Raw genomic sequence first — 24,522 nt, 5'->3', positions numbered from 1 at the left:
CTTCATCGCCGGATGTCGGCGCGCCCGGTCGGCCGGCCGACGACCACGTAGTCGGGGATCTTCGCCGTCCGCCCATCGCCCGCCGTGCGACCGCGGAGCCGCCGCCACATCCACGGGAGGGCGTCGCGCCGCAGCCACGTCCCCGCCGACGGCGGGTCCTCGTCGACGTGGAACGCCTCGTCGAGATCTGCGAGCACGTCGGCGTGGGGCACCCCGAGCGCCTCTGCGGCGCGATAGGCGACGAAGCGGTGGCCCCGGGACCGGAGGTGCACCCTGTCGTCGGACCACAGCTCGACCCGCGTGAGCTCCGTGTGGGCGCCGAGGTCCAGGAGCACCGCCCCCGTCCGCGCCGCGACCTGGCGGAGCCGGGCGTTGTAGATCGCGAAGCGCCGGGAAAGGACACCGGCGGCTGCGCGATCGGGAAGGAAGACGGTCCCCAGCAGAACGTCGCACCCGGCCTCGCGGAGACGGGTAACGGCATCCTCCACCTGGGCGGCGAGCGCGACGGGGTCGCACCGCACCTGCACGAGGTCGTTCGCACCGATCAGGACCGAGACGAGGTCGGGACGCATCTCCAGGCATCGCGGCACCTGCTGGTCGATCAGGTGCGCCACGCGCTGGCTCCGGACGGCCAGGTTCGCGTAGCGGAAGGGCCGACGCCGGTCGCCGCTGAGGGCGAGAAGGTGAGCCAGTCGGTCGGCCCAACCGCGGAACGCGCCCGCCGGCATCCGCGAGGTGTCGCAGAGTCCTTCGGTGATCGAATCCCCCAGCGCCACGTATCGCGACCACGTCCGAGGGCCCGACGCCGCCGGGTCGGCCCCGTCCGGTCGCGGCCAGGCGAGCACTCGGCGCCCGGCATCCATCCGGTGGAGGGTCGCGGCGCGCTCGTAGTGCTCGACGAGACGGTCGGCCAGGGCCTCCCATGTGCGTCCCGCCACCGCGGTGCGCGCGGCTTCCGCGAACGCCCGGCGTTTCGCGGCGTCGCCGGCGAGGTCGGTCACACGGCCACGGAGATCGGCGGCGTCGCCGGGACGGTAGAGCCAACCGTCCACGCTGCTGCGAACGAGGTCGACGGGGCCGCCCGTCCCGGTGGCGACGACGGGCACGCCGCTCGCCTGCGCCTCCTGGATCGTCTGGCCGAACGTCTCGCTCTCGCCCGGGTGGACGAAGACGTCAAAGGACGCGAGAGCCGTCGCGAGCGCGTCACCGTCGAGATGCCCGAGGAACACCGCTTCGGGGAGGAGCTGTTCGAGAAGCGGCCGGGACGGGCCGTCGCCGACGATGACGAGGCGGATGCCGGGTGCCCCCCGAAGGGCGACGAGATCCTCGACCTGCTTCTCGGGGGCGAGCCGACCCACGTAGCCGACGATGACCTCGCCCGGGGCGACGCGTGCGCGCCAGGCGTCGTCGCGGCGTTCGGGGGTGAAACGGAGCCCGTCGACGCCGCGCCCCCACAGCGCGATCCGATCGACGCCCATGCCCTCGAGCTGTGCGCGCGCCGCCACCGACGGAGCGAGGGTGAGGGTCGCGCGTCGGTGCAGGCGACGCACGTGCGCTTCGGCGAGCGCCGTCGCCTGCGGCAGCCCGTAGCGGCCGGTGTAGGCGACGACGTCGGTCTGGTAGACCGCGACGCTCGGCACGCGGCTCGATTCCGCCGCGAGGAGCCCCTGCCAGCCGAGCAGGAAGGGCGAGGCGAGATGGACCACGTCGGCGCCGAAGCGCGCGAGGTCGCGGGAGATGGATGCAGCCGGCGGCACCGCGAGACGGACGGCGGGGTACGTCGGCAGCGGCACGGAGGCGACGGCGCGCCCCGGCATCCCGAGCTCGTGACGGCGGACGCCCGGCGCGACGACGAACACGTCGTGCCCGCGACGCTGGAGGTGCTCCCGGATCTGCAGGACAGACCCGGTGACCCCGTTCATGTGCGGGAGGAAGGACTCGGTGACGACCGCGACTCTCACAGGACCAGGGTGCCCGCGCCCGGGCGTGAAAACCGGCCGAAGACCCCGGGATCGCGGAGTGTTCATCCACTCCTCCCCGCCCGGTCACCGGGGTGTTCCGATCCGGCCCCGTGTTCGCCCGGCGTTCATGGGGGCGGTGTACTCAGGGCGCGTGACCACCGATCTCCTCACGAGCGTGGCCACGAGCCCGTGGGCCCTGCCTGCCCTGTTCGCGCTCGTGTTGGCCGACGCTGTCCTCGTCGTCATCCCGGGGGAGGTCGCCGTCACGGCGACCGGCGCCCTCGCCGCGGCGACGGGCACTCCTCCCCTCCTCGCCGTCATCGCCGTCGCCGCTCTCGCAGCGTTCTGCGGCGACGCGCTCTGCTACGGCGTGGGACGGTTCGCCGGCGTGGACAGATGGCGGTGGATGCGGCATCCCCGCATACAGGCGGCGTTCACGTGGGCCGGCGGCCGCCTCACGCGCGGCACGGCGACCGTCGTCTTCACGGCACGGTTCATCCCCTTCGCCAGACTCGCGGTCAACCTCACCGCCGGGGCGACCCTGGTCCCCGCCGGCCGGTACTTCACCGCCGTCGCGGTGGCCGCGAGCGTGTGGGCCGTCTACCAGGCGGTGGTGGGTGCGGCGATCGGGTCGCTCCTCCCGGGCAGCCCCGTCGTCGCCGTCATCATCTCGATCGTCGTCGCCGTCGCGCTGGGTCTGGTGATCGACGCCGCGGCGGCTCGATTGTCGGGCCGCCGCGCGCGCTGATCGGATCACTCGCCGGTCACACCGCCCAGAAGGTGGCCGAACGATCCGCCCTTGCCGAGATAGGACTCGGGGTCGAACGGGTCGAGTGCCTCGTCAGCGGGACGCCGGGTGACAGCATCCGCCAGTTCTCGCGCGCCGCGCTCGATGCGCGACGACAGCGGGGTCACGTCGTCGGCGCGAGCGCCCCAGTCCGATGACGCCGCGAAGACGCCGGTCGACACGGCTTCTGCGTGCAGATAGGCGAACAGCGGACGGATGGCGTAGTCGATCGCGAGAGAGTGGCGCGCCGTTCCCGCGTTCGCTCCGATGAGAACGGGCTTTCCCTGCAGGGCGTCGGGGTCCAGGACGTCGATGAACGACTTGAACAGTCCCGAGTAGCTGGTCGAGAAGATGGGCGTCGCAACGATCAACGCATCGGCCGAGACGACCGTGTTGATCATCGTCTCAAGGGCGGGCGGGGCGAACCCCGTCAGCAGGTTGTTCGTGATGTCGTGCGCGTACTCGCGCAGCTCGAAGGTGTCGACGGATGCCTCCACTCCCCTCTCCCGCAGATCCGCCACGACGGCGACCGCGAGCTTGTCGGCGAGCATCCGCGTCGAGGAGGGATTCGACAGTCCCGCCGAGACGACGGCGATGCGGCGGGCGGTCATCGTGCACCACCCAGACCGAACGCGGCGCCCACGGGAGCCGGCGCGTCCTGGTAGGGGCTCGGGCCGGAGAGATTGTCACCGCGGTTCGCGCGGGGACGTGCGTCGCGCACGGGTCCGTCGCCGTAGACGGCGGCGACGCGCGCCGCGTGCGTCGGTGCGTCGGGGACGGTCGCGGGACGGTCCTTCGCGAGCTCTCTGCGGAGCACGGGGACGACCTCGCCACCCAGGAAGTCGAGCTGCTCGAGCACGGTCTTCAGCGGGAGGCCGGCATGATCGACGAGGAACAGCTGACGCTGGAAGTCGCCGAACAGGTCGCGCATGCCGGCGTAACGGTCGATCACCTGCTGGGGAGATCCGACGGTCAGCGGCGTCATCTCGGCGAAGTCCTCCATCGACGGACCGTGGCCGTAGACCGGCGCGTTGTCGAAGTAGGGACGGAACTGCGACACGGCATCCTGAGAGTTCTTCGCCATGAAGGTCTGTCCGCCGATCCCGACGATGGCCGTCTCGGGTGTGCCGTGCCCGTAGTGCTCCCAGCGCTGGCGGTACAGACCGATCAGGCGCTGGTAGTGCTCGGCGGGCCAGAAGATGTTGTTCGCGAAGAACCCGTCACCGTAGTAGGCCGCCTGCTCGGCGATCTCGGGCGTACGGATCGAGCCGTGCCACACGAAGGGCGCGACGCCGTCGAGGGGCCGCGGCGTCGACGTGAAGCCCTGCAGCGGAGTGCGGAACTTGCCGTCCCAGTCGACGACGTCCTCCCGCCACAGCTTGTGCAGCAGCGCGTAGTTCTCGATGGCGAGCGGCACTCCTTGACGGATGTCCTTGCCGAACCAGGGGTAGACCGGACCGGTGTTGCCGCGTCCGAGCATGAGGTCCATGCGGCCACCCGACAGGTGCTGCAGCATCGCGTAGTCTTCCGCGATCTTGACCGGGTCGTTGGTCGTGATGAGGGTCGTCGAGGTGGAGAGGATGAGGCGCTCGGTCTGCGCGGCGATGTACGCCAGCGTCGTCGTCGGCGAAGACGACCAGAACGGCGGGTTGTGGTGCTCGCCGATCGCGAAGACATCGAGACCGACCTCTTCCGCGTGCTTCGCGATCTCGACGGTCGCCGAGATGCGCTCGCGCTCGCTAGGCGTGCGACCCGTGGTCGGGTCCTGCGTGATGTCGGTGACGGTGAAGATGCCGAACTGCACCCCGGGCCAGCTGGTGGTGCTGTTGGTGTCGCTCACGATGTCCCTCTCGATTCCCGGACGGTCTGCGTCCGATCCATGCAAGTGAATGTACCCGAGTCAACGCCTCAGAGTCCACGTTATTCCCGCGGGTACGCTGGCCCGAATGAGCACCACCGGCCACACCCGCCGCGTGCCCATCTGGGACAACGCCCGGGCCGCATGCATCCTCCTGGTCGTTCTGGGCCACGCGATCCAGCGCCTGACCTACGACTCCGACATCGCGCAGAGCCTCTACTACCTGATCTACGCGTTCCATATGCCGGCGTTCGCACTGATCTCGGGCTACTTCTCGCGATCCGATCCGCCGAGCCGTCGACGGATGGCCCGCATCCTCACCGACATCGTCCTGCCCTACGTCCTCTTCGACGGCCTGTGGACCCTCACGAAACTCCTCGTCGAGGGGCACGCGGACCCCAACCTCACGCAGCCGTCGTGGACCCTGTGGTTCCTCCTCGCTCTCGCGATCTTCCGACTCGTGCTGCCGTACCTGGCGCTCCTCCGGATGCCGCTCCTCTGGAGCGTGGTCATCTCGATCTCCGTCGGCTACCTCCCGAACGTCGACACGACGCTCTCGCTGTCGCGGACGCTCGGCCTGCTCCCCTTCTTCACGCTCGGGTGGTGGCTGAGCCACCATCGGATCTTGGAGCGTCACGGGCTCCTGCAGCGACGGCGGGTGCCCCTCAGGATCGCCGCTGCAGCGATCCTCACGGGTGCGGGCCTCGGTGCGTGGCTGTTCGTCGACCGCTTCAAGGACATGCACCTCGGCCAGTGGCTGTTCTACGAGGACAACTATGCGGACCTCGGCGGCACCCAGTGGTGGGCGGGCGGTGTCCGCCTCCTCCTCATGGCGGCGGCACTCGTCCTCAGCGTCTCGTTCTTCGCCCTCGTCCCTCGCGGCGAGTACCGCTGGACGGCGATCGGGCAGTACACGATGTACGTGTACCTCCTGCACTCGTTCGTCCTCTACCCGCTCCGCGAGTCCGGGATACTCCGCGGCCTCGACCCGACCTGGCTGTGGCTTCCTCTCGTCGGCTTCCTGTCGATCGCCATCACGGTGGCTCTCGCCTCGCGGCCGATCCGGCGGCTCTTCCGCCCGCTCGTCGAACCTCGTCCGGGGTGGCTCCTCGCGGACCCCGACCTCCTGCAGCGGAGCTCCCACCGGGACCCCACCGGCTCACGTCGCCTCACACCGCCGGCCCCACCCGCATCGCCGGGGCCGGTCGCGCCGTGAGTCAGGCTGCGTCGAACGGCAGACCGAAGGCTGCCGCAACCCCTTCGTTGGTCACGCGTCCGGCACGCACGTTCAAGCCCTTGGCGAGAGCGGGATCGGCGGCGGCCGCGGCATCCCACCCCCTGTCGGCGAGCGCGACGACGTACGGGAGCGTGGCGTTCGTGAGAGCCCGCGTGGAGGTCTCGGGGACGGCACCGGGCATGTTCGCGACGCAGTAGTACACCGCCTCGTGGACAACGAAGGTCGGTGCGTCGTGCGTCGTGGGATGCGACCCTTCGAAGCACCCGCCCTGATCGATGGCGATGTCGACGAGGACGGCGCCCGCCTTCATCCCCGCCACCATGTCGAGCGTCACGAGCTTCGGGGCGGCCGCACCCGGGATGAGCACCGATCCGATGACGAGGTCGGCGGATGCCACCTGTTCGGCGATCTCGTAGCGGCTGGACGCGCGGGTGTGGAGGCCCGGGTAGCGCTTCTCGAGCTCGCGCAGACGCGGCAGGGAGACATCGAGGACGGTGACGTCCGCGCCCATGCCGAGCGCATTGGCCGCCGCGTGCTCGCCGGCGACGCCGCCGCCGATGACCACCACCTTCGCCTTGGGGGTCCCGGCAACGCCGCCGAGGAGGGTGCCTCGGCCGCCCGCCGCACTCATGAGGGTGTGCGCTCCCACGGTGATGGAGATCCGGCCCGCCACCTCGCTCATCGGCGTCAGGAGCGGCAGCGCGCGATCCGCTGTCTGTACCGTCTCGTACGCGACCGCCGTCGTGCCCGCTGCGAGCAGCGCGTCGGTCAGGGGACGGTCTGCAGCGAGGTGCAGGTACGTGAACAGCGTGAGGTCGTCGCGGAGGTACGGGTATTCGGCTGCGATCGGCTCCTTCACCTTGATGAGCAGTTCCGCCTTCGCCCAGGTCGACTCCGCGTCGGGGGTGATGACCGCCCCCGCGGCCGCGAACGCATCGTCGGTGATGCGCGATCCTGCTCCCGCTCCGGACTGGACGAACACCTCGTGTCCGCGGGAGACGAGGGCATCGACACCGGCCGGGGTGATGGCTACGCGGTTCTCGTTGTTCTTGATCTCAGTGGGAATCCCGATACGCATGGCGTGACGCTCCTCGTCTGCGAGTGATGTGGGATTCATCCTGCAGATGATTCGTTACACGCAGGTGACAGCCGAAGATCCTTCAGCAAGAATGGACGAAAGGCCCCAGAACGAGGATGAATGGCTGCTTCCGAGCTCGATCCGACGAAGAATAGTCGACCGCCGGCGCACCTCGACGATGTCGACCGCGCGATCGTGGCCGCCCTGTCAACCGACGCCAGGTTGACGAACGCCGAGATCGCCGCCCGCGTGGGGGTGGCGGCATCCACTGCCCATGCGCGTACCCGCGCGCTCGTCGAGCGCGGCGTCCTCACCGGATTCCACGCGAGCGTGGATCAGCGTGTCGTCGGCGCGGGGCTGCAGGCCATGGTGCACGTGACCCTCCGGCCCGGTTCCCGCCACGAGAGCATCACGGAGTTCGCCCACGAAGTGCGCGGACTCCCCCAGGTCATCCAGATGTTCTTCCTCGGGGGATCCGAAGACTTCCTCATCCACATCGCCGTCGCCGATTCGAGCGACGTGCGGGCGTTCGTCGTCGAACACCTCTCGGCTCAGCGGAGCGTCGCCAACACCCGCACGAGCATCATCTTCGACTACCACCGCAACCGGATCGCCGCGCCGTTTCACTGAGGCGGTAACCGGCTGAAACATAGGCCGGGACCCCTCACAAGCGTGCTTATCCTCGGACCATGTCCGTGCGAAGCCTCCCCGTCCTCGACCTCTCCCTCCTCGATCAGGGACCGGATGCCGCAGAGGCGTTCCGCGCCGAGCTGCGCCGCGCGACGCACGAGGTCGGCTTCTTCTACCTCGTCGGCACCGGGGTCTCCCCCGAGCTCGAGGGCCGTCTCCACCGCGCCGCGCGCACCTTCTTCGAGCTCCCCGATGAGGCGAAGCTCGAGATCGAGAACATCAAGAGCCCGCACTTCCGCGGGTACACCCGCATCGGCGGCGAGCGCACGCAGGGGCTCGTGGACTGGCGTGAGCAGATCGACATCGGACCGGAGCGCCCGGCGATCGACGACCCGGACGCCCCCGCTTATGCCGCGCTCGTCGGACCGAACCTCTGGCCGAGCGCGCAGCCGGAACTGCGCGAGATCGCCGAGGAGTGGACGACCATCCTGTCGGCGGTCGGCCGGAAGCTCCTCCGCGCGTGGGCCGAAGCACTGGGCGCCGCTCCGACCTACTTCGACGACCACTTCGGGGAGGCGCAGACACTGCTGAAGATCGTCCGCTACCCGGGATCGAGGGTGCCCGAGCCGCAGCAGGGCGTAGGGGCACACAAGGACGCCGGCGTTCTCACGTTGCTGTGGGTCGAGCCGGGTAAGGGCGGCCTGCAGGTCGAGAAGGACGGCGAGTGGATCGACGCGCCCGCCGTTCCCGGCTCCTTCGTGGTCAACATCGGCGAGCTCCTGGAGCATGCGACGGGCGGCTACCTGACGGCGACGAACCACCGGGTCGTGTCGCCGCGGGCGCCCGAAGACCGGATCTCGGTGCCCTTCTTCTTCAACCCGTCTCTCGACGCCGAGCTGCCCGCCATCGAGCTCCCGGCGGAACTCGCGTCCGAAGCGCGCGGAATCTCCCAGGACCCGCGCAACCCGATCCATGGGCTGCACGGCGAGAACGCGCTGAAGTCGCGGCTCCGTGCGCACCCGGACGTCGCGGCCATCTGGCACGCGGACCTGGTCGCGGCGCGCTCCTGAACCGAACGCCCGGAAAGACGAAAGCCGCCCCACACCGTGGGGCGGCTTTCTCAAGAACGTTTTGCGCGATTGAACGCTGGGTGCGGTGCCTTATCGACGGAGACCGAGGCGCTCGATGAGCGAGCGGTAACGGTTGATGTCGACGTCCTGGAGGTAGCCCAGGAGACGGCGGCGCTGACCGACGAGCAGGAACAGCCCACGACGCGAGTGGTGGTCGTGCTTGTGCTCCTTGAGGTGCTCGGTGAGGTCCTTGATGCGCTGCGTCAGCATCGCGACCTGCACCTCGGGGGATCCGGTGTCACCGGGGTGCGTCGCGTACTCTTCGATGATCGCCTTCTTGACGTCTGCTTCCAGTGCCATAGGTGATCCCCTTCCTCTTCGTTGCGCGGCGCCCAGCACCTGATGTGTGGGCTCTCTTTATCCGCGGCCGATCGAACGGCAACCACACGAGTCTACATGACGCGGATGCCGACCTCGGCGAGCGGTCAGTAGCGCGATGTCACGCCGAGGTACTGATCCAGCGTCAGGCCCGTCTTCTTCAGGTGCGTCGCCGTGGGCGCTCCCACGTACCGCAGGTGCCACGGCTCCCACCGGTACCCCGTGATGCTCTCCTTGCCCCGGGGGTAGCGCACGATGAAGCCGTATCGGTGAGCGTTCGCCGCGACCCACTTCCCCGCGCGCGTGTTGCCCCACGACTGTGAGATCGAGTTCACGTCGATGGCAAGCCCGGTCTGATGCTCGCTGTAACCCGGCCGCGCCGAGCGGCGCTCGGCATCCTTCCTGCCATGCTGACGGACTTTGCCGGCGAAGACACTCTGCTGAGATGCGTACGACCGGAAGCCCGAGATGATCGACAGGGACACGCCGTCCTTGCGGGCGTCCGCTCGCATCGCGGACCAGGCCTTCGTGAGCTCGGGCCGCAGCCCGTTGCCGAAGGAGGACGGGAGCGGGTGCGACTTGTTCACGACCAGGATGCCGCGGATATAGGTGGGCTTCGCCGGGGCGACCACGCGGGCCTTGGGCGAGCCGGCGGCGCGCCACTGGGATTTCGTCACCGGTGTCAGCACGCCGCGCATCCGGTGGAAGACGGTGGGTCCGGTGGACAGGCGGACGAAGGAATCGCCGGGAATGCGGTGGCGGAGGGTCGTGCGAGGTCGGCCGGCGCGGTCGAACTCGGCCTTGGTGAGGGCGGCGACGGTGTCGACACTCCGGTCGGAGGGCGACGTCGGCCAGGTGACGAGACCGTAGACGACAGGTGACCAGGCGGTCTTGGCGAAGACGGTCGGCGGACGCGCGACGTGGGGCCTGCCGGCGCGCCGGTACTCGGCGGCGGTGACCGTGCGGTGCGAGCCATCCGGTCGAACGAATCGGACGACGGGCGACCACGCCGCGCGATACCACCCGCCCCCGACGACGGAACTGCCGCGCGGTGAACCGGCAGCCCTCCGCTCGGCTGTCGTCAGCTTGTGGGTGGCTCCGTCCGGCGTGCGCGCGTACAGATCCTGCGGTCCCGACTGGTAGCGGAAATAGCGAGTGGTCGGCACATGACCGACGGTCCGACCTCGGGGAGATCCGATGGTTTTCAGCGACGCACTCGTGAGGGTCGCGACCTTGTCGACGGCGCGGTCCCCGTCGGAGTTCGGCCACGTGATGAGGGCGTAGACCTGGGTGGACCACGACGTCCGCGCATACGTGACGGGGAGGACATCGACGCCGGGGCTTCCCGCGGCCTTCCACTGCTCACGGGAGAGCGGGATGACCGTGTCATCGCTCAAGACCCGATAGATCCTGAGGTCGTTCTTCCACGGAGTCCGGTAGTGGCCGTACACCGTGACGGCCGGCGGGGTGGGAGCCGCCGAAGCGGAGGGAGCGCTTGCGGGGGTCTCCGCGAACGCGGGGCCGGGAGCCTGTATCAGCGTCGCGCCGAGGACGACAGCACCGAGCGCGGCTATCCACCGCATGCGCCGATCCGCCTTCCCCATGGGAGCACCATACGGCACCGCACGGAACGAGAAAGGCCCGACCGGAGTCCGGTCGGGCCTTTCGATGCGTCGAGCTCAGCCGACGGCGAGCAGATCGATGATGAAGATGAGCGTCTTGCCGCCGAGGAAGTGCCCACCCGCCGGGCCGTAAGCCAGGTGCGGGGGGATGACCAGCTCGCGGCGCCCACCGACCTTCATCCCAGGGATGCCGTCCTGCCATCCCTGGATGAGGCCGCGAAGCGGGAACTGGATGCTCTCGCCGCGGTTCCACGACGAATCGAACTCCTCGCCGGAGACGTATTCGACACCGACGTAGTGGACGGTGACGGTGTCGCCGGGCTTCGCCTCGGCGCCGTCACCCTCGATCAGGTCGCGGACGACGAGGTCGGAGGGAGCGGCGCCCTGGGGAGCATCGATCTCGGGCTTGGTGCGGTCTGCAGTCATGAGTCCATCCAAGCCCAGGCTCGCCGAGCGGTCAAAGCGGATCAGGCCTGGACGGAGCCCTGGAGGTCGAGCTCGATGGTGACGTCCTTGCCGACGAGCACGCCACCGGTCTCGAGCGCGGCGTTCCAGGTCAGGCCGAAGTCCTCACGGTTGATGACGGTCTTCGCCGTCGCGCCCGCCTTGTAGTTGCCCCACGGGTCGGTGCCGAAGCCGCCGAAGTCGACCTCGAAGGTGACGGGCTTCGTGACGTCCTTGATGGTCAGGTTTCCGTCGACGAGGAAGTCGCCCTTCTCGATGCGGACGCCGGTCGAGGCGAACGTGATCTCGGGGTAGGTCTCGACGTCGAAGAAGTCGGCGCTGCGGAGGTGACCGTCACGGCCCTCGTCCTTCGTGTCGAGGGACGCGGCGTCGACCTTGGCGTCGAGCTTGGCCTCGAGCGGGTTCTCGGGGGCGATGAGGGTCGCCTCCTTCACGTTGAAGTGGCCGCGGACCTTCGAGATCATCATGTGGCGAACGCTGAAGCCCACCTCGCTGTGCGACGCGTCGAGAATCCAGGTTCCCGCCTTGTAGCCGGGGATGTCGAGGGTGCTGGTGGAGTCGGTCATGATCGTCCTTCGTGGAGGGGTTCCGGCGTGCACCGGTGGTCAAGGGGGCGTAACGCCGCCGCATCCGATCCTATTCCCGTGAATGCACCTGACCCCGTCGCGGCACCCTCTTGACAGCGCACGGAGGCAGCGGGATCATTTCCTCAGACCAACTCAGCGCTCGGAAGACTCGCAGGCATCGCCGCAGCTCCGGGCGCTGAGTCTTTTCCTGGATCCGACGCCCGCTCGCGGCGTCAGCCGGCCAGAACGTCGCGGCGCGCCCTGGTGGCCCGCTCGAGGAATACCCGTTCGTCGGCGGCGGCGTGCGGGTCACGCCCGCTGATCACCCGCTGGCGTGCGGCCGCGAGCGCCGTCGCCTCGGCGATGAACCGCCGCATCGCCGACGCGCGATCGCCCGGGAGCGATCGGGCCCAGGTCATCGCTCGAGACCGGCCCCGCCCGGTCGCGAGCATGTCCACTTCCGCGGGTGAGAACCATCCCGCCACGGCGTAGTCGGACAGGCGTGCACGGGTCAGCCGGGCCTCCTCCCGCCGGAGGACGACGACGCCGGCGACGAATGCGACGAACAGCGGAACCTGGAGCGTCGCGTAGAGGACGAAGAAGTCGGCGAAGACGGTGGACCCGTTCCAGAGGGCGTGCAGTCCGATCGCACCGACCAGCCCGAGCGCCCACGGCCCGAGTGCGGCGGCGCCTCGGCCGCCCGTCCGCGCCAGCCGTCCCAGTGCGTACCCGGTGACGGCGGTGAACATCACGTGCGCGAAGGGCGAGAGGATGCCGCGCAGGAAGAACGTGAAAGCGGCACTCTCGGCGCCCCCGGTGATGAGGCTGTCGGCGAAGTAGAGGACGTTCTCCGTGAAGGCGAACCCTGCCCCCACGAGGGCTCCGTACACGACGCCGTCGACGGGCCCGTCGAACGCACGGCGCGCGGCGACGAAGATGAGGAGGACGCCGAGCCCCTTGGCGATCTCCTCGACGACGGGCGCCTGCACGACGGCCGAGAAGGTCTCCGACATTCCCGGCGTGATAAGCGAGATCACCAGATCGACGCCGAGGGCGAGGGCGACGGATGCCACGGCCCCCCACGCGAGCGCGAAGATCACGAGACCTCGCGGCTCCGGCTCCCACCGGTCGATGATCCGGGTCGCGGTGAGGACGAGCGCGAGCGGGACGAGCGCCAGAACCCCGGAGACGATCGAGGCCACGGGCCCGAGGAACGCGAGGAAGTACACCGCCAAGCCCAGCGCGACGACGACGAGGAGGATCGCGACGATCCAGAGGACGACGCGTCCGCCCGTCGGGGCCGGGACGGGGAGCTCTCGCTGCGGCGGAGCCGGCGGCGGAGACACGGGCGTCGCGTGCGCCGGCTGTGCAAGGGGCGACGGGAACGACATGCGCTCAGCCTAGGGGCGCCGTCGAGCGTGCCGGGGAAAGCGGCGGGGCGATACCCTGGAGCAATGCGCTTCGCCCACGTTGTCCCTGACGGAGTAGACGAACCGCAGCTGGTTCTGGTCGAAGAGGACCGCGCCACGTTCGTATCGCAGCTGTTCGACGGAGCACCTTCGCGTCTGCAGCCGCTCATCGAAGGCGGCGACGCTCTCCTCGACCGCGTCCGACAGAGCGCGACGACGGCCGAATGGATGCCGCTCGGCACGCCCGTGTTCGCGTCGGCGATCATCGACACGCCGATCACGATCGCGATCGGCCTGAACTACTCGGCGCACTCCAGCGAACTCGGACTCAAAGCCGACGCGGCCCCCACCGTCTTCATCCTGTGGCCCGGGTCTCTGTCGGGCCATCGACAGACGACCTCGTGGCCCCGCTCACTCAGCCAGTCCGTCGACTACGAGGCCGAGCTGGGCGTCATCGTCGGGCCGGCTGCTCGCGACGTGTCGCTCGAGAACGCACTCGACCACGTCTGGGGCTACACCGTCGTGAACGACATCACGGCGCGCGACATCCAGTTCTCCGAAGCGCAGTGGTCGCGTTGCAAGTCCTTCGACGGGTTCACCCCCACCGGACCGTTCGTCGTCACGGCGGACGAGATCCCCGACCCGCAGGACCTGCACATCTGGGCGGTCGTCGACGGAAAGATGGTGCAGGATGCCTCGACGAACCAGATGATCCATCCCGTCGCCAAGCTCGTGGCGTTCCTGTCGCAGTCCGCGACGCTCCTTCCCGGAACCCTCATCTCCACCGGATCCCCCGGCGGCGCCGGATACTCCCGCGATCCGCAGATCTTCCTCCGCGACCGCTCGACGGTGACGGTCGGCGTCGACGGCATCGGCGAGCTCACGACCTTCTGCCGCATCACCGACTGACCACGGCATGGAACGACGAAGCGGCGACCGCCCTCGGGTGGTCGCCGCTTCGTCGTTCAGGTCAAGCTCAGTAGCCGTTGCTTTCCAGCAGCTCCTGGCAAGTCATGGTGACACCCTGCCACGTGACAGTTCCGGAGGGGTCGTCCATGCAGGCGTTCACCTGGGACACGAGATCGCCACCGGCACTGGCGAGGGCGGAAACCAAGGCCACGATGATGATGATCGCGATGATCGTCAGCACGATGCTCACGATGATCGCAGCGATCGCCAGACCGTTCTTCGCGCCGGCCTTGCGGCTCTGCACGAGGGCGATGATGCCGAGGATCAGACCGATGAGCTGCGTGCCCGGGACGATCGCGAGGATGAGCGCGACGATCGCCATCGTCCGGCCGGGGGCGGATCCGCCTGCGGCAGGTGCTCCGGAGTACTGCGGGGCGTTGCCGTACGCGGGCGCCTCGTATGCGGGCGGCGCGGGCGGGATGTTCTGGGAGTTCGGCTGGTTGGGGTCGGTCATGAGAAGTCCTTCAGGTCGCTGATCGGCCGAGATATACGACCCTGACGCTAGCGTTCATGGTTCTCTCAGACAACCCGCAATTAAGCGCCCTCCACGGCTCCTGATTTTGTGATAACCGGGATCGCGCGCGTGACGGCCTGAAGCCCGGACAGCCGTGCGGGAGAGAGTTGCTTGTCGACGTCCTCGCGTGACATCAACCCGGCCTCGACGACGAGGTCGCCGACGTTGCGCTTGGTCAGCAGCGCGGTCTTGGCAAGAGCAGCCGCCGCGGTGTAGCCGATGAACGGCGTCAGTGCCGTGATCACGCCGACCGACGACCCCACCATCGTGCCGAGACGCTCCCGGTTGGCGGTGATGCCGTCCACGCAGTTGACGCGGAGGGTGCGCATGCCGCGCCGCATCCAGGTGATCGACTGGAAGATCGAGTGCGCGATGACAGGTTCGAACGCGTTCAGCTGCAGCTGGCCGCCCTCGACGGCCATCGTGACGGTCAGGTCCGCGCCGGCGACGGCGAACGCGACCTGGTTGACCACCTCGGGGATGACGGGGTTCACCTTGCCGGGCATGATGCTCGACCCGGCCTGCCGAGGCGGCAGGTTGATTTCGCCGAAGCCCGCCTGGGGACCGCTCGAAAGGAGACGGAGGTCGTTGCTGATCTTGGAGAGCTTGATGGCGTTGCGCTTGAGCGTCGAGGAGAACGACATGAACGCACCCGTGTCGCTCGTGGACTCGACGAGGTCGACGGCGGTGTCCAGGTCGAGCTCACTGATCTCGCGCAAGTGTCGAAGGACGGCGCGGGAGTAGTCGGGGTGCGTCGTGATGCCGGTCCCGATCGCCGTCGCGCCCATGTTGATCTCATAGAGAAGATGAGCGTTCTCGCGGAGGCGGTGGTAGTCCTCCCCCAGCGTCGTGGCGAAGCCGTGGAACTCCTGGCCGAGGGTCATCGGCACGGCATCCTGCAGCTGGGTTCGACCCACCTTGAGGACGTCGTGGAACTCGTCGGCCTTCGTGAGGAACGACTGGCGCAGCAGGTCGAGTTCCTCCAGGAGCGACTGCAGGTCGAGGCCCAGGCCGACTTTGATGGCGGTCGGGTAGACGTCGTTGGTCGACTGGCTGCGGTTCGTGTGGTCGATCGGAGACAGGAACGCGTAGTCGCCCTTTTCACGGCCTGCCATCTCGAGGGCGATGTTGGTGATGACCTCGTTCGCGTTCATGTTGGTCGAGGTTCCCGCCCCGCCCTGGATGACACCGACGACGAACTGGTCGTGGAACTCGCCGTCGATCACGCGCTGCGCGGCCTGGTCGATGAGATCGGCGCGGGATGCGTCGATCACCCCGATCTCCTTGTTCGCCCGAGCAGAGGCCTGCTTGACCATCGCGAGGGCGACGACCAGGTCGCGATAGACCGAGATCGGTCGCATCGAGATGGGGAAGTTCTCCAGGGCTCTCGCCGTATGGATACCCCAGTAGGCGTCGGCGGGGATCTCCATCGATCCCAGGGAGTCGGTCTCGGTGCGCGTCGTCGCGTCAGATGCCATGTGCGGTGTCCTCATGGGTCACGGGGGGTGCGGGGATGATTCGAGCCTATCCCCGCACCCTCGACCTCAGCGGTTCACGCTGGACATGTCTGCGTAACGATCCCCGACCGCGGGAGCGACCGCGGTGAGGCGTCGCAGCTGGTCGTCCGTCAGGGCGATGTCCGCAGCGACGATGTTCTCTTCCAACCGTTCCAGTTTGCGCGTACCGGGGATCGGGACGATGCCCTCTCCCTGCGCGACGATCCACGCGAGTGCGATCTGCGCCGACGTCGCGCCCGCCTCGGCGGCGACGGCTTCGATGACGTCCACGATCTTCAGGTTGGCGGCGAGCGCCTCATCCTCGAACCGGGGATTGCTGCGGCGGAAGTCATCCTCGTCGAGCTGGTCGACCGAGCGGATCTTGCCGGTGAGGAAGCCGCGACCGAGCGGCGAATAGGGGACGAACCCGATCCCCAGTTCGCGGAGGGCGGGAAGGAGCTCGACTTCCGGGTCTCGGGTCCACAGCGAATACTCGGTCTGGACGGCCGTCACCGGGTGGACGGCGTGGGCACGTCGGATGGTCGCGACGGATGCCTCGGACAGCCCGTACCCGCGGATCTTCCCCTGCTCGACGAGGTCCGCGAGCGCGCCGACGGTCTCCTCGATCGGGACGGCGGGGTCCATCCGGTGCTGGTAGTAGACGTCGATGCGGTCGGTCTGCAACCGGCGCAGCGACCCCTCGACCGATCGGCGCACGTTCTCGGGGCTGCCGTCGAGCCCCCGGCCGTCCTCCCGGCCCCGGACGATGCCGAACTTCGTGGCGAGGACGACCTCGTCGCGGCGTCCCGATTCGGCGAGGGTTTTCCCGAGCAGTTCCTCGTTGGTGTGCGGCCCGTACATCTCCGCGGTGTCGAGGAGGGTGACGCCGCGATCGAGCGCTCCGAGGATCGTCTCCGCGCCGCCGGCGTCATCCTGCCCGGCGCCCGTGTAGAAGGCGCTGATTCCCATGAGTCCGAGGCCGATACGGCCGACCTCGGGGCCGTTCGTGCCGAGTGTGGTGGTCTTCATGATGGGGTGATCTCCTTGTCGTAGATGTCGATCTTGTAGTCGATGGCGGCGAGGCTCAGGGTGACCTCGTCGAGTTGGTGGCGGACGACCTCGCGGTGCTCCACGAGCAGCCGGCGTCGCTCGGCGATCGTCGCGTCCCCCTCGCGAACGAGCTCGGTGTAGCGCCGCATGGTGGCGATCGGCATCCCGGTCCAGCGCAGCCGCGCGAGGAAGCGGATCCAGGCGATATCCGCGTCGGAGTAGCGCCGATGGGATGACGAGGCCCGGTCGACCGGGTGCAGCATCAGACCGGCGCGCTCGTAGTAGCGCAGCGTGTGCGCACTGACGCCGGTGGCGTCGGCCGCCTCGGCGATGGACGCTCCTGCGGGTGTGGAGAGAAGGGACATGCCCTCACGGTAGAACTTCGAGCGCGCTCGAAGTCAAGCGGTCTCTCAGGCGGGCTTGCGCGAGAACGCTTCGAGACGCTCTTCTGGGGTGAGCCGCGACATCCGCTCGACCCACTCGGCCGAGAAGTAGTCGCCTGTCGGCGCCTCGACCACCGGGACGACCGTGTGGGTGACCGTGTCGTCGTAGACGTGCACGAGGTGGAAGGACTGCCCGGCATCCATCCCGTTCACCTCGGTCGCGGGACGCTGCAGGTTCATCGTGTAGCACGTGGCCGAGGCCACGCTCACGGGGATGCCCGCGAAGGTACCGCTCGTCGAATAGTGCAGGTGCCCGGCGAGGATGCCGCGCACGTCGGTTCCGGCGACGACCTCGGCCAGGGCGTCCTGATCGCGGAGTTCGAGGATGTCGAAGAACGGGATGTGGCTGGGCAGCGGTGGGTGGTGGAGGGCGAGGATCGTCCCGAGCGGCGCCGGTTCGGCGAGGATCTCCCGCAACCACTCCCGCTGCGCGACGTCGATGTCGCCGTGGTGCCATCCGGGCACGGTGGAATCCAGGACGACGAGGCGCAGTCCGTCGAGATCGTGGACGGAGGTGAGCGGCGCGAGCGACCCGGGTTCATCGAACAGACCCTCGCGCATCGCGGGACGCTCGTCGTGGTTGCCCGCCACCCAGACGAGTGGCGCCTGCAACCTGTCCGCGACCGGCTCGGCGATCTCGCGCAGGCGTCGGTACGCGTCGGGCTCGCCGAGGTCGGTGAGGTCACCCGTCACGACGATCGCATCGGGACGGATGCCGGTGCGCTCCACGGCGGCGAGAGCGGCGATCGCGCCACCGGTCGAGTCGTACGCCCCTCCGAGGCGACGGTCGCCCGCGAGCAGGTGGGTGTCGCTCAGGTGGACGATCGTGCGAAGGGCGGGCGCGTGCCGGCCGAAGGAGACGGACTGCATGCCGTCAGCCTATTGACCGGTCCGGACGGCTCGCGATCAGTGGTTGAAGAGGATGAGCAGGAGCCCGCCCAGAACGACGAGTCCGCACACTCCGAAGGAGAGGTAGGCGCCGACGAGCGCGACCCGTTTCTGGGCCGGGCTGAGGGGGTTCTTCTTTGCCGCCTTCTTCGCCGCTTTCGCGGCCCGCTTCTGCTCTTTCGGCGTCATGATGGTCAGCGCATCGGTGAAGGTCGCCGGAACCACGACCGGCACACGACCGGCGCGAACCAGGAGCCGAAGGCCGATGGCGTAGAAGGTGACGACAGTCGACGCGGCGACGATCGCGGCGATGAAGACCTGGACGAAAGCGAACCAATCGATACCGACGGTCATCGTGCGGCCTCCTCATCGGACTCGGCTGCCGACTGCGCGACGCGCTGCTGACGACGGGTGGGCGGCGGCTCCTCGGTGAGGTCGATGGCCGCACCGGAGTCGGCCACCTCGCTCATCGCGTTCGCCGCGTTCACCTCGTTGCGGCGGGAGCGCAGGAAGATGGCCAGCACGATGGCGACGGCGATGACGGCACCGATGATGACGCCGATGAGCTCACCAACGCCCTGGCCGAAGAGGTTCTCGAACCCGACGATCAGGAAGGCGGCGAGCGCACCGACGATGCCCGCCGCGGGGAGGGTCAGCACCCAGCCGATCGCGATCCGACCCACTGTCCCCCAGCGGACGGTCGCCCCACGACGGCCGAGACCCGACCCGATGACCGAGCCCGACGCAACCTGGGTCGTGGACAGGGCGAAGCCGAGCGCGCTCGAGGCGAGGATCGTCGACGCGGTGGATGCCTCGGCCGAGAAGCCCTGCGCGGGCTTCACGTCCGTGAGTCCCTTGCCGAGGGTGCGGATGATGCGCCAGCCACCCATGTAGGTGCCGAGGGCGATCGTGATCGCACACGCGAAGATCACCCAGAGCTGCGGGTCGGACTGGCTCTGCCAGCCGACCGTGATGAGGGCCAGGGTGATGACACCCATCGTCTTCTGCGCGTCGTTCGTGCCGTGCGCGAGCGCGACGAGCGAGGAGGTGAAGATCTGTCCCCAGCGGAATCCGTCCCGGCCGTCGGGCTTGTTGTCGTAGCGGCGGGTCACGACGTACGCGATCTTGGTGGCGACGAACGCGATGACACCGGCCGTGAGCGGCGCGATGAGTGCCGGGAGGACGACCTTGGAGAGCACGACCCCCATGTCGATCGCGCTGATGGACGCACCGACGATGGTCGCGCCGATGAGGCCGCCGAAGAGCGCGTGCGACGAGCTCGAGGGCAGACCCAGGAGCCACGTGAGCATGTTCCAGGTGATGGCTCCGATGAGCCCGGCGAAGATGATGGCAGGGAAAATCGACGCTGACAGCTGTTCCTCGCGGATCATGCCTCCGGAGATCGTCTTCGCGACCTCGGTCGACAGGAAAGCGCCGACCAGATTGAGGGATGCTGCCAGGAGGACGGCGACCTTGGGCTTGAGGGCTCCGGTCGCGATCGGCGTCGCCATCGCATTCGCGGTGTCGTGGAACCCGTTGGTGAAGTCGAAGAACAGTGCCAGGGCGATGACCAGGACGACGATGAATGCTGCGGTCTCCACAGTTCGCTTTCCGTCGGGAATCGGGGGAACGGGTGCCGCGGCGATCGGCGGTGCGAACGAAAAGTTCACCCAAACGTCAACAGCTGTTCAGTCGGGCCTGGAAAATCCTCGCACACGTTGCTCCGTGGCATAACCCGCGCGCGTTCGCGAGGGTCGGTTAGCGTGGTCGAGTGACTTCCGAAGCCGTGACACCGCCCGTCGCCGACCGCCGCCCCTTCACCCGAACCCACCACGGCGATGCCGTCTCGGATCCCTACGAATGGCTGCGCGCGAAAGAGGATGAGGCGGTCATCGCCCACCTCGAAGCCGAGAACGCGTACACGGACGAGCGCACCGCTCACCTCGAGGGACTTCGCGAGCGGATCTTCGACGAGATCAAGGGGCGCACGCTCGAGACGGACCTGTCGGTCCCCTCGCGTCGCGGTGGATGGTGGTACTACGGGCGCACCGTCGAGGGGAAGCAGTACGGCATCAACTGCCGCGCCCCCATCGCCGATGTCGCCGACTGGACCCCGCCGGTCCTCTCCCCCGATACCGATGTCCCCGGCGAGCAGGTGCTCCTGGACGGCAATGCCGAGGCAGACGGTCACGACTTCTTCTCGCTCGGCAGCCTCGACGTCTCGACCGACGGCACCCGCCTCCTTTACGGCGTGGACCTCGCCGGCGACGAGCGGTACGCCCTCCGCATCCGTGATCTCGCCACCGGCGAGGACCTCCCCGACGTCGTCGAGAACACCTCGTCAGGCGCCGTGTTCTCGCCCGACGGTCGCCACGTGATCTACACGACCGTCGACGACGCATGGCGTCCCGACACCGTCTGGCTGCACGAAGTGGGGACGGATGCCGCGTCCGACCGCATCCTCTTCACCGAACCCGACGAGCGGTACTGGGTGGGCGCCGGCTTCACCCGCAGCGACCGCTACCTCGTGATCGGGGTCGGGTCGTCGATCACGTCCGAGGAGTTCCTCGTCCCCGCCGACGACCTGACCGCGGAGCCTCGCTCGGTGTGGCCGCGCCGCGAGGGAGTCGAGTACTCGCTCACACACGCCGTCGTCGACGGCGAGGACGTCCTGTACATCCTCCACAACGACGGCGCCCTGGACTTCGAGCTCGTCCGGGTCCCGGCATCCGACCCGACGGGAGAACGCCGCGTCGTCCTGCCGCACCTTCCCGGCAGGCGTCTGCTGGACGCCTCCGCCTACCGCGACTGGGCCGTGGTCGAGTACCGCCGCGACGGACTCGCCCGCGTCGGCATCCTGGACTACGCGACCGACGACGTGACGGAGATCGGCTTCGACGAACCGCTCTACGCGGTCGGCGCGAGCGGATCGTCGGAGTGGGCTCCGCCCGTCATCCGTCTCGGGTACGCGTCGTTCGTCACGCCGGGCACGGTGTTCGACTACGAGGTCGCCACGGGTGATCTCCTTCTCCGTAAGAGCCAGCCCGTCCTCGGCGGCTACGACCCCGAGGACTACGGGCAGGAGCGGGTGTGGGCGGTCGCCGATGACGGCACGCGCATCCCGGTCTCGATCGTGTGGAAGCGGTCCTTCGGCGAACCCGGCGCCTCGCCCCGTCCCGTGCACCTCTACGGGTATGGCTCGTACGAGCACTCGATCGAGCCCGGCTTCTCGGTCGCGCGCCTGTCGATGCTCGACCGCGGCGTGATCTTCGCCATCGCCCACGTGCGGGGCGGCGGTGAAATGGGACGCCAGTGGTACGAGGAGGGCAAGCTCCTCCACAAGCGCAACACGTTCACCGACTTCGTGGCGGTGGGGCGCCACCTGGTCGCCGAAGGGTTCACCTCACCGGACCGTCTCGTCGCGGAGGGCGGATCCGCCGGTGGGCTCCTCATGGGCGCCGTCGCGAACCTCGCGCCCGACCTCTTCGCGGGCATCCTCGCGGGAGTGCCGTTCGTCGACGCGCTGACGACGATCCTCGACCCCTCGCTCCCCCTCACCGTCATCGAGTGGGACGAGTGGGGCGACCCGCTGCACGACGCCGACGTCTACGCGTACATGAAGTCGTACACCCCGTACGAGAACGTGCAGGGCAGCGTCCGTTACCCCCGCATCCTGGCCGTCACCTCGCTCAACGACACCCGCGTGCTCTACGTGGAGCCGGCGAAGTGGGTGGCGCGACTGCGGGAGGTGGGCGCTGACGCCCTACTGAAGTGCGAAATGGTCGCGGGGCACGGCGGCGTCAGCGGACGGTACAACTCGTGGCGTGAGCGAGCCTTCGAGCTCGCGTGGCTCCTCGACGTGTTCGGGCTCGCCGAGGAGAGCTGAACGTCGCCGTCCTGCCACCCGCTGGGTACGATGCCGCCATGGCCTCTGATCCTCGCTACCGCGCTGCGGTGCGCATCGATCTCGACCTCGTCTGTGCGAACCCCGACGAGTTGCTGTCCGGAATCGACGACGCATCACGGATGTCCGCCTCCTCGCCGACCGCGGAAGACGCCCTGCTCTCACTGATCCGGGTTTCCGTCGCCCCCGGATCCGACGACCTCGTCCACATCGAATCCGCCAGCACAGCGATCGTGGATTCGGAGTGGGAAGGGACGTCGGGAAGCGTTCCCGCCGGGTCCTCCGACACGGCCCGCGTCGCCCGTGCCGGAGCCCGACTGGCCGGAATCGACTGGGCGCTGAACGAGCTCTTCGGGGGCGCGACCGGCGACGCGACCGCATCCGAGCTCCGTCAGCGCACGGTGATCAAGGGCCTCGTCTGGAACGCCTCCGTGATGGTCGTGGACTGCCTCTTCGATGACGTCGTGCACTTGGCGGATGCCGCCGAGGACCGTTCCGCCTGGCGGGACACTCACGTCATCTCGCAGCTCCCGCCGCAGTACGCGACCCACTACGACCGCGCATTCGCGCAGAAGTTCCTCGCCGCGACGATCGAGGTGACGTCGCGATTGAGCGCCTCGCCCGTCTATCCGCCGACCGTCGCCCACGAGCTCGCTCTGAAGCTGGTGCTGGACGAGGCGGAGCGCAGTGCCGAGCGTTTGAGCGGTGAACTTCCCGACGGCTGGCGCGGCCATCTCGACGCCGTGCTGTTCCAGGACCTCGACGTCGAATCGCTGTTCGTCGACCAGGACGCCACGACGAAGAGGGATGCCGCAGCCGCGACCCCGCCGCTGGATTTCGCGAGCTGGTTCATCCCCTACGCGCACGCGCCGGCGCCCGCGCCCTACGCGAGCGACGACATCAAAGAGCCCGTTCGCCGGTAACACGAACGGCCGCGCCGGGGCAATTGTCAGTTTGCGGTCCCGGCATCCCGTAAAATCGGTAGTCCCCAGGGGGAGTACTCCGCTACGGTCGGTTCGTCATTACGGATGTGACGGCGCATCCCGGACCACCGGTCTCGAGCAATCGAGATGGAGAAGACTCTGGCGTCTTTTGTTCACGCCATTGAGGAGACTCCTGTGGAAATCACGCCGCTTGTCTGGGGCATCACGATCGCTGTCACGATCGCCTTCTTCGTCTATGAATTCTTCGCGCACGTGCGAAAGCCGCACGAGCCGTCGATCGGTGAGTCCGCTCGCTGGTCAGCGTTCTACATCGGTCTCGCCCTCCTGTTCGGCGTGGCGATCGGCCTGATCCCCGGCTGGGGCTGGGTGTTCTCGGGTGAGTACTTCGCCGGCTACTTGACCGAGAAGGCCCTCTCGATCGACAACCTGTTCGTGTTCCTGATCGTCATGACCGGGTTCGCCGTGCCGAAGATCTACCAGCAGAAGGTGCTGATGATCGGCATCGTCATCGCGCTGATCATGCGCGGTGCGTTCATCGCCGTCGGCGCCGCTCTCATCGAGAACTTCTCCTGGATCTTCTACGTCTTCGGCGCGCTCCTGCTGTTCCTCGCCTACCGCCAGGCGTTCTCGCACGGCGAGTCCGACCCGGCCAACGGCAAGTTCATGCAGTTCGTCCGCCGCATCCTTCCCGTCAGCGACGAGTACAACGGCGACAAGCTCACGGTGAAGAAGGCCGGCAAGCGGTTCGTCACCCCGATGCTCCTCGTGATCGTCGCGATCGGCTTCGTCGACCTCATCTTCGCCGTCGACTCGATCCCGGCAATCTACGGCCTGACGAACGAGGCGTACATCGTCTTCACCGCCAACGCGTTCGCGCTCATGGGTCTGCGCCAGCTCTACTTCCTCATCGGCGGGCTCCTCGAGCGTCTCGTGTACCTTGCGCAGGGACTTGCCGTCATCCTCGCCTTCATCGGCGTGAAGCTCGTCCTGCACGCGATGCACGTCAACGAGCTGCCCTTCATCAACGGCGGAGAGCCCATGCTCTGGGCGCCGGAGATCCCCATCTGGTTCTCGCTGCTGTTCATCGCAGGCACGATCGTCGTCGCGACGGTCGCGAGCCTCGCCAAGACGCGACGGGACGACGCCCGGGAACTCGCGGATGCGACGGCTGCTGCCCCGAACGATCAGTCCGCGGACCGCAGCTGACCGATGGACTGTCACCATACGCAGACGCCGTCCACTGACGACACCGC

24 protein-coding genes are annotated in these 24,522 nt (G+C 68.4%); 8 read left to right on the top strand and 16 right to left on the bottom strand.

Features of this window, described 5'->3' with window-relative positions:
- Positions 1 to 2: 2 nt before the first annotated feature.
- Positions 3 to 1,961, bottom strand: coding sequence for a GDSL-type esterase/lipase family protein (locus ABQ271_RS04840; protein WP_349310384.1), 1,959 nt, complete (start codon positions 1,959 to 1,961; stop codon positions 3 to 5).
- Positions 1,962 to 2,112: 151 nt separating this feature from the next.
- Between ABQ271_RS04840 and ABQ271_RS04835 the strand changes: the two genes are divergently transcribed.
- Complete coding sequence (locus ABQ271_RS04835; protein WP_349310383.1) at positions 2,113 to 2,709, top strand: VTT domain-containing protein; 597 nt, start codon at positions 2,113 to 2,115, stop codon at positions 2,707 to 2,709.
- Positions 2,710 to 2,714: 5 nt separating this feature from the next.
- Here ABQ271_RS04835 and ABQ271_RS04830 read toward each other — a convergent pair whose 3' ends face one another.
- Positions 2,715 to 3,359, bottom strand: a complete 645-nt coding sequence (locus ABQ271_RS04830) for an FMN reductase (RefSeq protein ID WP_349310382.1) — start codon at positions 3,357 to 3,359, stop codon at positions 2,715 to 2,717.
- Positions 3,356 to 4,552 (bottom strand): LLM class flavin-dependent oxidoreductase, encoded by a 1,197-nt coding sequence (locus tag ABQ271_RS04825; protein ID WP_349310848.1) that lies wholly within the window; start codon positions 4,550 to 4,552, stop codon positions 3,356 to 3,358. Before ABQ271_RS04825 ends, ABQ271_RS04830 begins: the two co-directional genes overlap by 4 nt.
- 142 nt (positions 4,553 to 4,694) lie before the next feature.
- Between ABQ271_RS04825 and ABQ271_RS04820 the strand changes: the two genes are divergently transcribed.
- Positions 4,695 to 5,822: an acyltransferase family protein gene (locus tag ABQ271_RS04820; RefSeq protein ID WP_349310381.1), complete on the top strand. Its 1,128-nt coding sequence runs from the start codon at positions 4,695 to 4,697 to the stop codon at positions 5,820 to 5,822.
- Position 5,823: 1 nt separating this feature from the next.
- On the opposite strand, the gene ald is transcribed toward ABQ271_RS04820, so the two are convergent.
- On the bottom strand, positions 5,824 to 6,921 hold the full coding sequence (gene ald, locus ABQ271_RS04815; protein ID WP_349310847.1) for an alanine dehydrogenase: 1,098 nt from the start codon (positions 6,919 to 6,921) through the stop codon (positions 5,824 to 5,826).
- Positions 6,922 to 7,041: 120 nt separating this feature from the next.
- Here ald and ABQ271_RS04810 point away from each other — a divergent pair, with 120 nt between their 5' ends.
- Together ABQ271_RS04810 and ABQ271_RS04805 are read left to right on the top strand one after the other, a co-directional pair.
- A complete protein-coding gene (locus ABQ271_RS04810) occupies positions 7,042 to 7,551 on the top strand; it encodes an Lrp/AsnC family transcriptional regulator (RefSeq protein WP_349310380.1) in 510 nt (169 codons plus the stop codon).
- A gap of 59 nt (positions 7,552 to 7,610) precedes the next feature.
- Positions 7,611 to 8,621, top strand: a complete 1,011-nt coding sequence (locus tag ABQ271_RS04805) for a 2-oxoglutarate and iron-dependent oxygenase domain-containing protein (RefSeq protein WP_349310379.1) — start codon at positions 7,611 to 7,613, stop codon at positions 8,619 to 8,621.
- Between the two features lie 90 nt (positions 8,622 to 8,711).
- Here ABQ271_RS04805 and rpsO read toward each other — a convergent pair whose 3' ends face one another.
- From rpsO to ABQ271_RS04780, 5 genes are all read right to left on the bottom strand, one after another.
- Positions 8,712 to 8,981 (bottom strand): 30S ribosomal protein S15, encoded by a 270-nt coding sequence (rpsO, locus tag ABQ271_RS04800; protein WP_018187174.1) that lies wholly within the window; start codon positions 8,979 to 8,981, stop codon positions 8,712 to 8,714.
- A 125-nt stretch (positions 8,982 to 9,106) separates the two neighbouring features.
- Entirely contained in the window at positions 9,107 to 10,582 is a 1,476-nt protein-coding gene (locus tag ABQ271_RS04795) for a M15 family metallopeptidase (RefSeq protein WP_349310378.1), read from the bottom strand.
- Positions 10,583 to 10,678: 96 nt separating this feature from the next.
- Positions 10,679 to 11,047 carry an FKBP-type peptidyl-prolyl cis-trans isomerase gene (locus tag ABQ271_RS04790; protein WP_091352309.1) on the bottom strand — a complete coding sequence of 123 codons (369 nt, stop codon included), beginning with the start codon at positions 11,045 to 11,047 and terminating at the stop codon, positions 10,679 to 10,681.
- Between the two features lie 41 nt (positions 11,048 to 11,088).
- Positions 11,089 to 11,652, bottom strand: coding sequence for a YceI family protein (locus ABQ271_RS04785; RefSeq protein WP_349310377.1), 564 nt, complete (start codon positions 11,650 to 11,652; stop codon positions 11,089 to 11,091).
- 233 nt (positions 11,653 to 11,885) lie between these two features.
- A complete protein-coding gene (locus ABQ271_RS04780; RefSeq protein ID WP_349310376.1) occupies positions 11,886 to 13,043 on the bottom strand; it encodes a PrsW family intramembrane metalloprotease in 1,158 nt (385 codons plus the stop codon).
- Between the two features lie 63 nt (positions 13,044 to 13,106).
- On the opposite strand from ABQ271_RS04780, the gene ABQ271_RS04775 reads away from it, so the two are divergent.
- Entirely contained in the window at positions 13,107 to 13,970 is an 864-nt protein-coding gene (locus tag ABQ271_RS04775; RefSeq protein WP_349310375.1) for a fumarylacetoacetate hydrolase family protein, read from the top strand.
- Positions 13,971 to 14,037: 67 nt separating this feature from the next.
- Here the strand turns inward: ABQ271_RS04775 and ABQ271_RS04770 are convergent, their stop codons facing one another.
- The 7 genes from ABQ271_RS04770 to ABQ271_RS04740 all read right to left on the bottom strand — a co-directional run bounded on the left by ABQ271_RS04770 (position 14,038) and on the right by ABQ271_RS04740 (position 20,022).
- A complete protein-coding gene (locus tag ABQ271_RS04770; RefSeq protein ID WP_349310374.1) occupies positions 14,038 to 14,484 on the bottom strand; it encodes a DUF4190 domain-containing protein in 447 nt (148 codons plus the stop codon).
- A gap of 80 nt (positions 14,485 to 14,564) precedes the next feature.
- Positions 14,565 to 16,022, bottom strand: a complete 1,458-nt coding sequence (locus tag ABQ271_RS04765; protein ID WP_349310373.1) for an aspartate ammonia-lyase — start codon at positions 16,020 to 16,022, stop codon at positions 14,565 to 14,567.
- 66 nt (positions 16,023 to 16,088) lie between these two features.
- Positions 16,089 to 17,069, bottom strand: a complete 981-nt coding sequence (locus ABQ271_RS04760; RefSeq protein ID WP_349310372.1) for an aldo/keto reductase — start codon at positions 17,067 to 17,069, stop codon at positions 16,089 to 16,091.
- Entirely contained in the window at positions 17,066 to 17,455 is a 390-nt protein-coding gene (locus tag ABQ271_RS04755; protein WP_349310371.1) for a MerR family transcriptional regulator, read from the bottom strand. The genes ABQ271_RS04760 and ABQ271_RS04755 overlap by 4 nt, the downstream gene beginning before the upstream one ends.
- Before the next feature lie 45 nt (positions 17,456 to 17,500).
- Entirely contained in the window at positions 17,501 to 18,403 is a 903-nt protein-coding gene (locus ABQ271_RS04750) for a phosphodiesterase (RefSeq protein ID WP_349310370.1), read from the bottom strand.
- A gap of 36 nt (positions 18,404 to 18,439) precedes the next feature.
- Positions 18,440 to 18,775, bottom strand: a complete 336-nt coding sequence (locus ABQ271_RS04745; RefSeq protein ID WP_349310369.1) for a peptidase — start codon at positions 18,773 to 18,775, stop codon at positions 18,440 to 18,442.
- Positions 18,772 to 20,022 (bottom strand): inorganic phosphate transporter, encoded by a 1,251-nt coding sequence (locus ABQ271_RS04740; protein ID WP_349310368.1) that lies wholly within the window; start codon positions 20,020 to 20,022, stop codon positions 18,772 to 18,774. The genes ABQ271_RS04745 and ABQ271_RS04740 overlap by 4 nt, the downstream gene beginning before the upstream one ends.
- A 170-nt stretch (positions 20,023 to 20,192) precedes the next feature.
- On the opposite strand from ABQ271_RS04740, the gene ABQ271_RS04735 reads away from it, so the two are divergent.
- The 3 genes from ABQ271_RS04735 (at position 20,193) to ABQ271_RS04725 (ending at position 24,475) form a co-directional block, all read left to right on the top strand.
- A complete protein-coding gene (locus ABQ271_RS04735; RefSeq protein ID WP_349310367.1) occupies positions 20,193 to 22,307 on the top strand; it encodes a S9 family peptidase in 2,115 nt (704 codons plus the stop codon).
- Positions 22,308 to 22,345: 38 nt separating this feature from the next.
- Positions 22,346 to 23,248 (top strand): hypothetical protein, encoded by a 903-nt coding sequence (locus ABQ271_RS04730; RefSeq protein WP_349310366.1) that lies wholly within the window; start codon positions 22,346 to 22,348, stop codon positions 23,246 to 23,248.
- 195 nt (positions 23,249 to 23,443) lie between these two features.
- On the top strand, positions 23,444 to 24,475 hold the full coding sequence (locus tag ABQ271_RS04725) for a TerC family protein (protein ID WP_349310365.1): 1,032 nt from the start codon (positions 23,444 to 23,446) through the stop codon (positions 24,473 to 24,475).
- Positions 24,476 to 24,522 lie beyond the last annotated feature (47 nt).

The sequence above is a fragment of the Microbacterium sp. MM2322 genome (assembly GCF_964186585.1).
In the GTDB taxonomy this organism is placed as follows: Bacteria; Actinomycetota; Actinomycetes; order Actinomycetales; family Microbacteriaceae; genus Microbacterium.
This window is presented reverse-complemented; position numbering and strand designations above follow the sequence as displayed.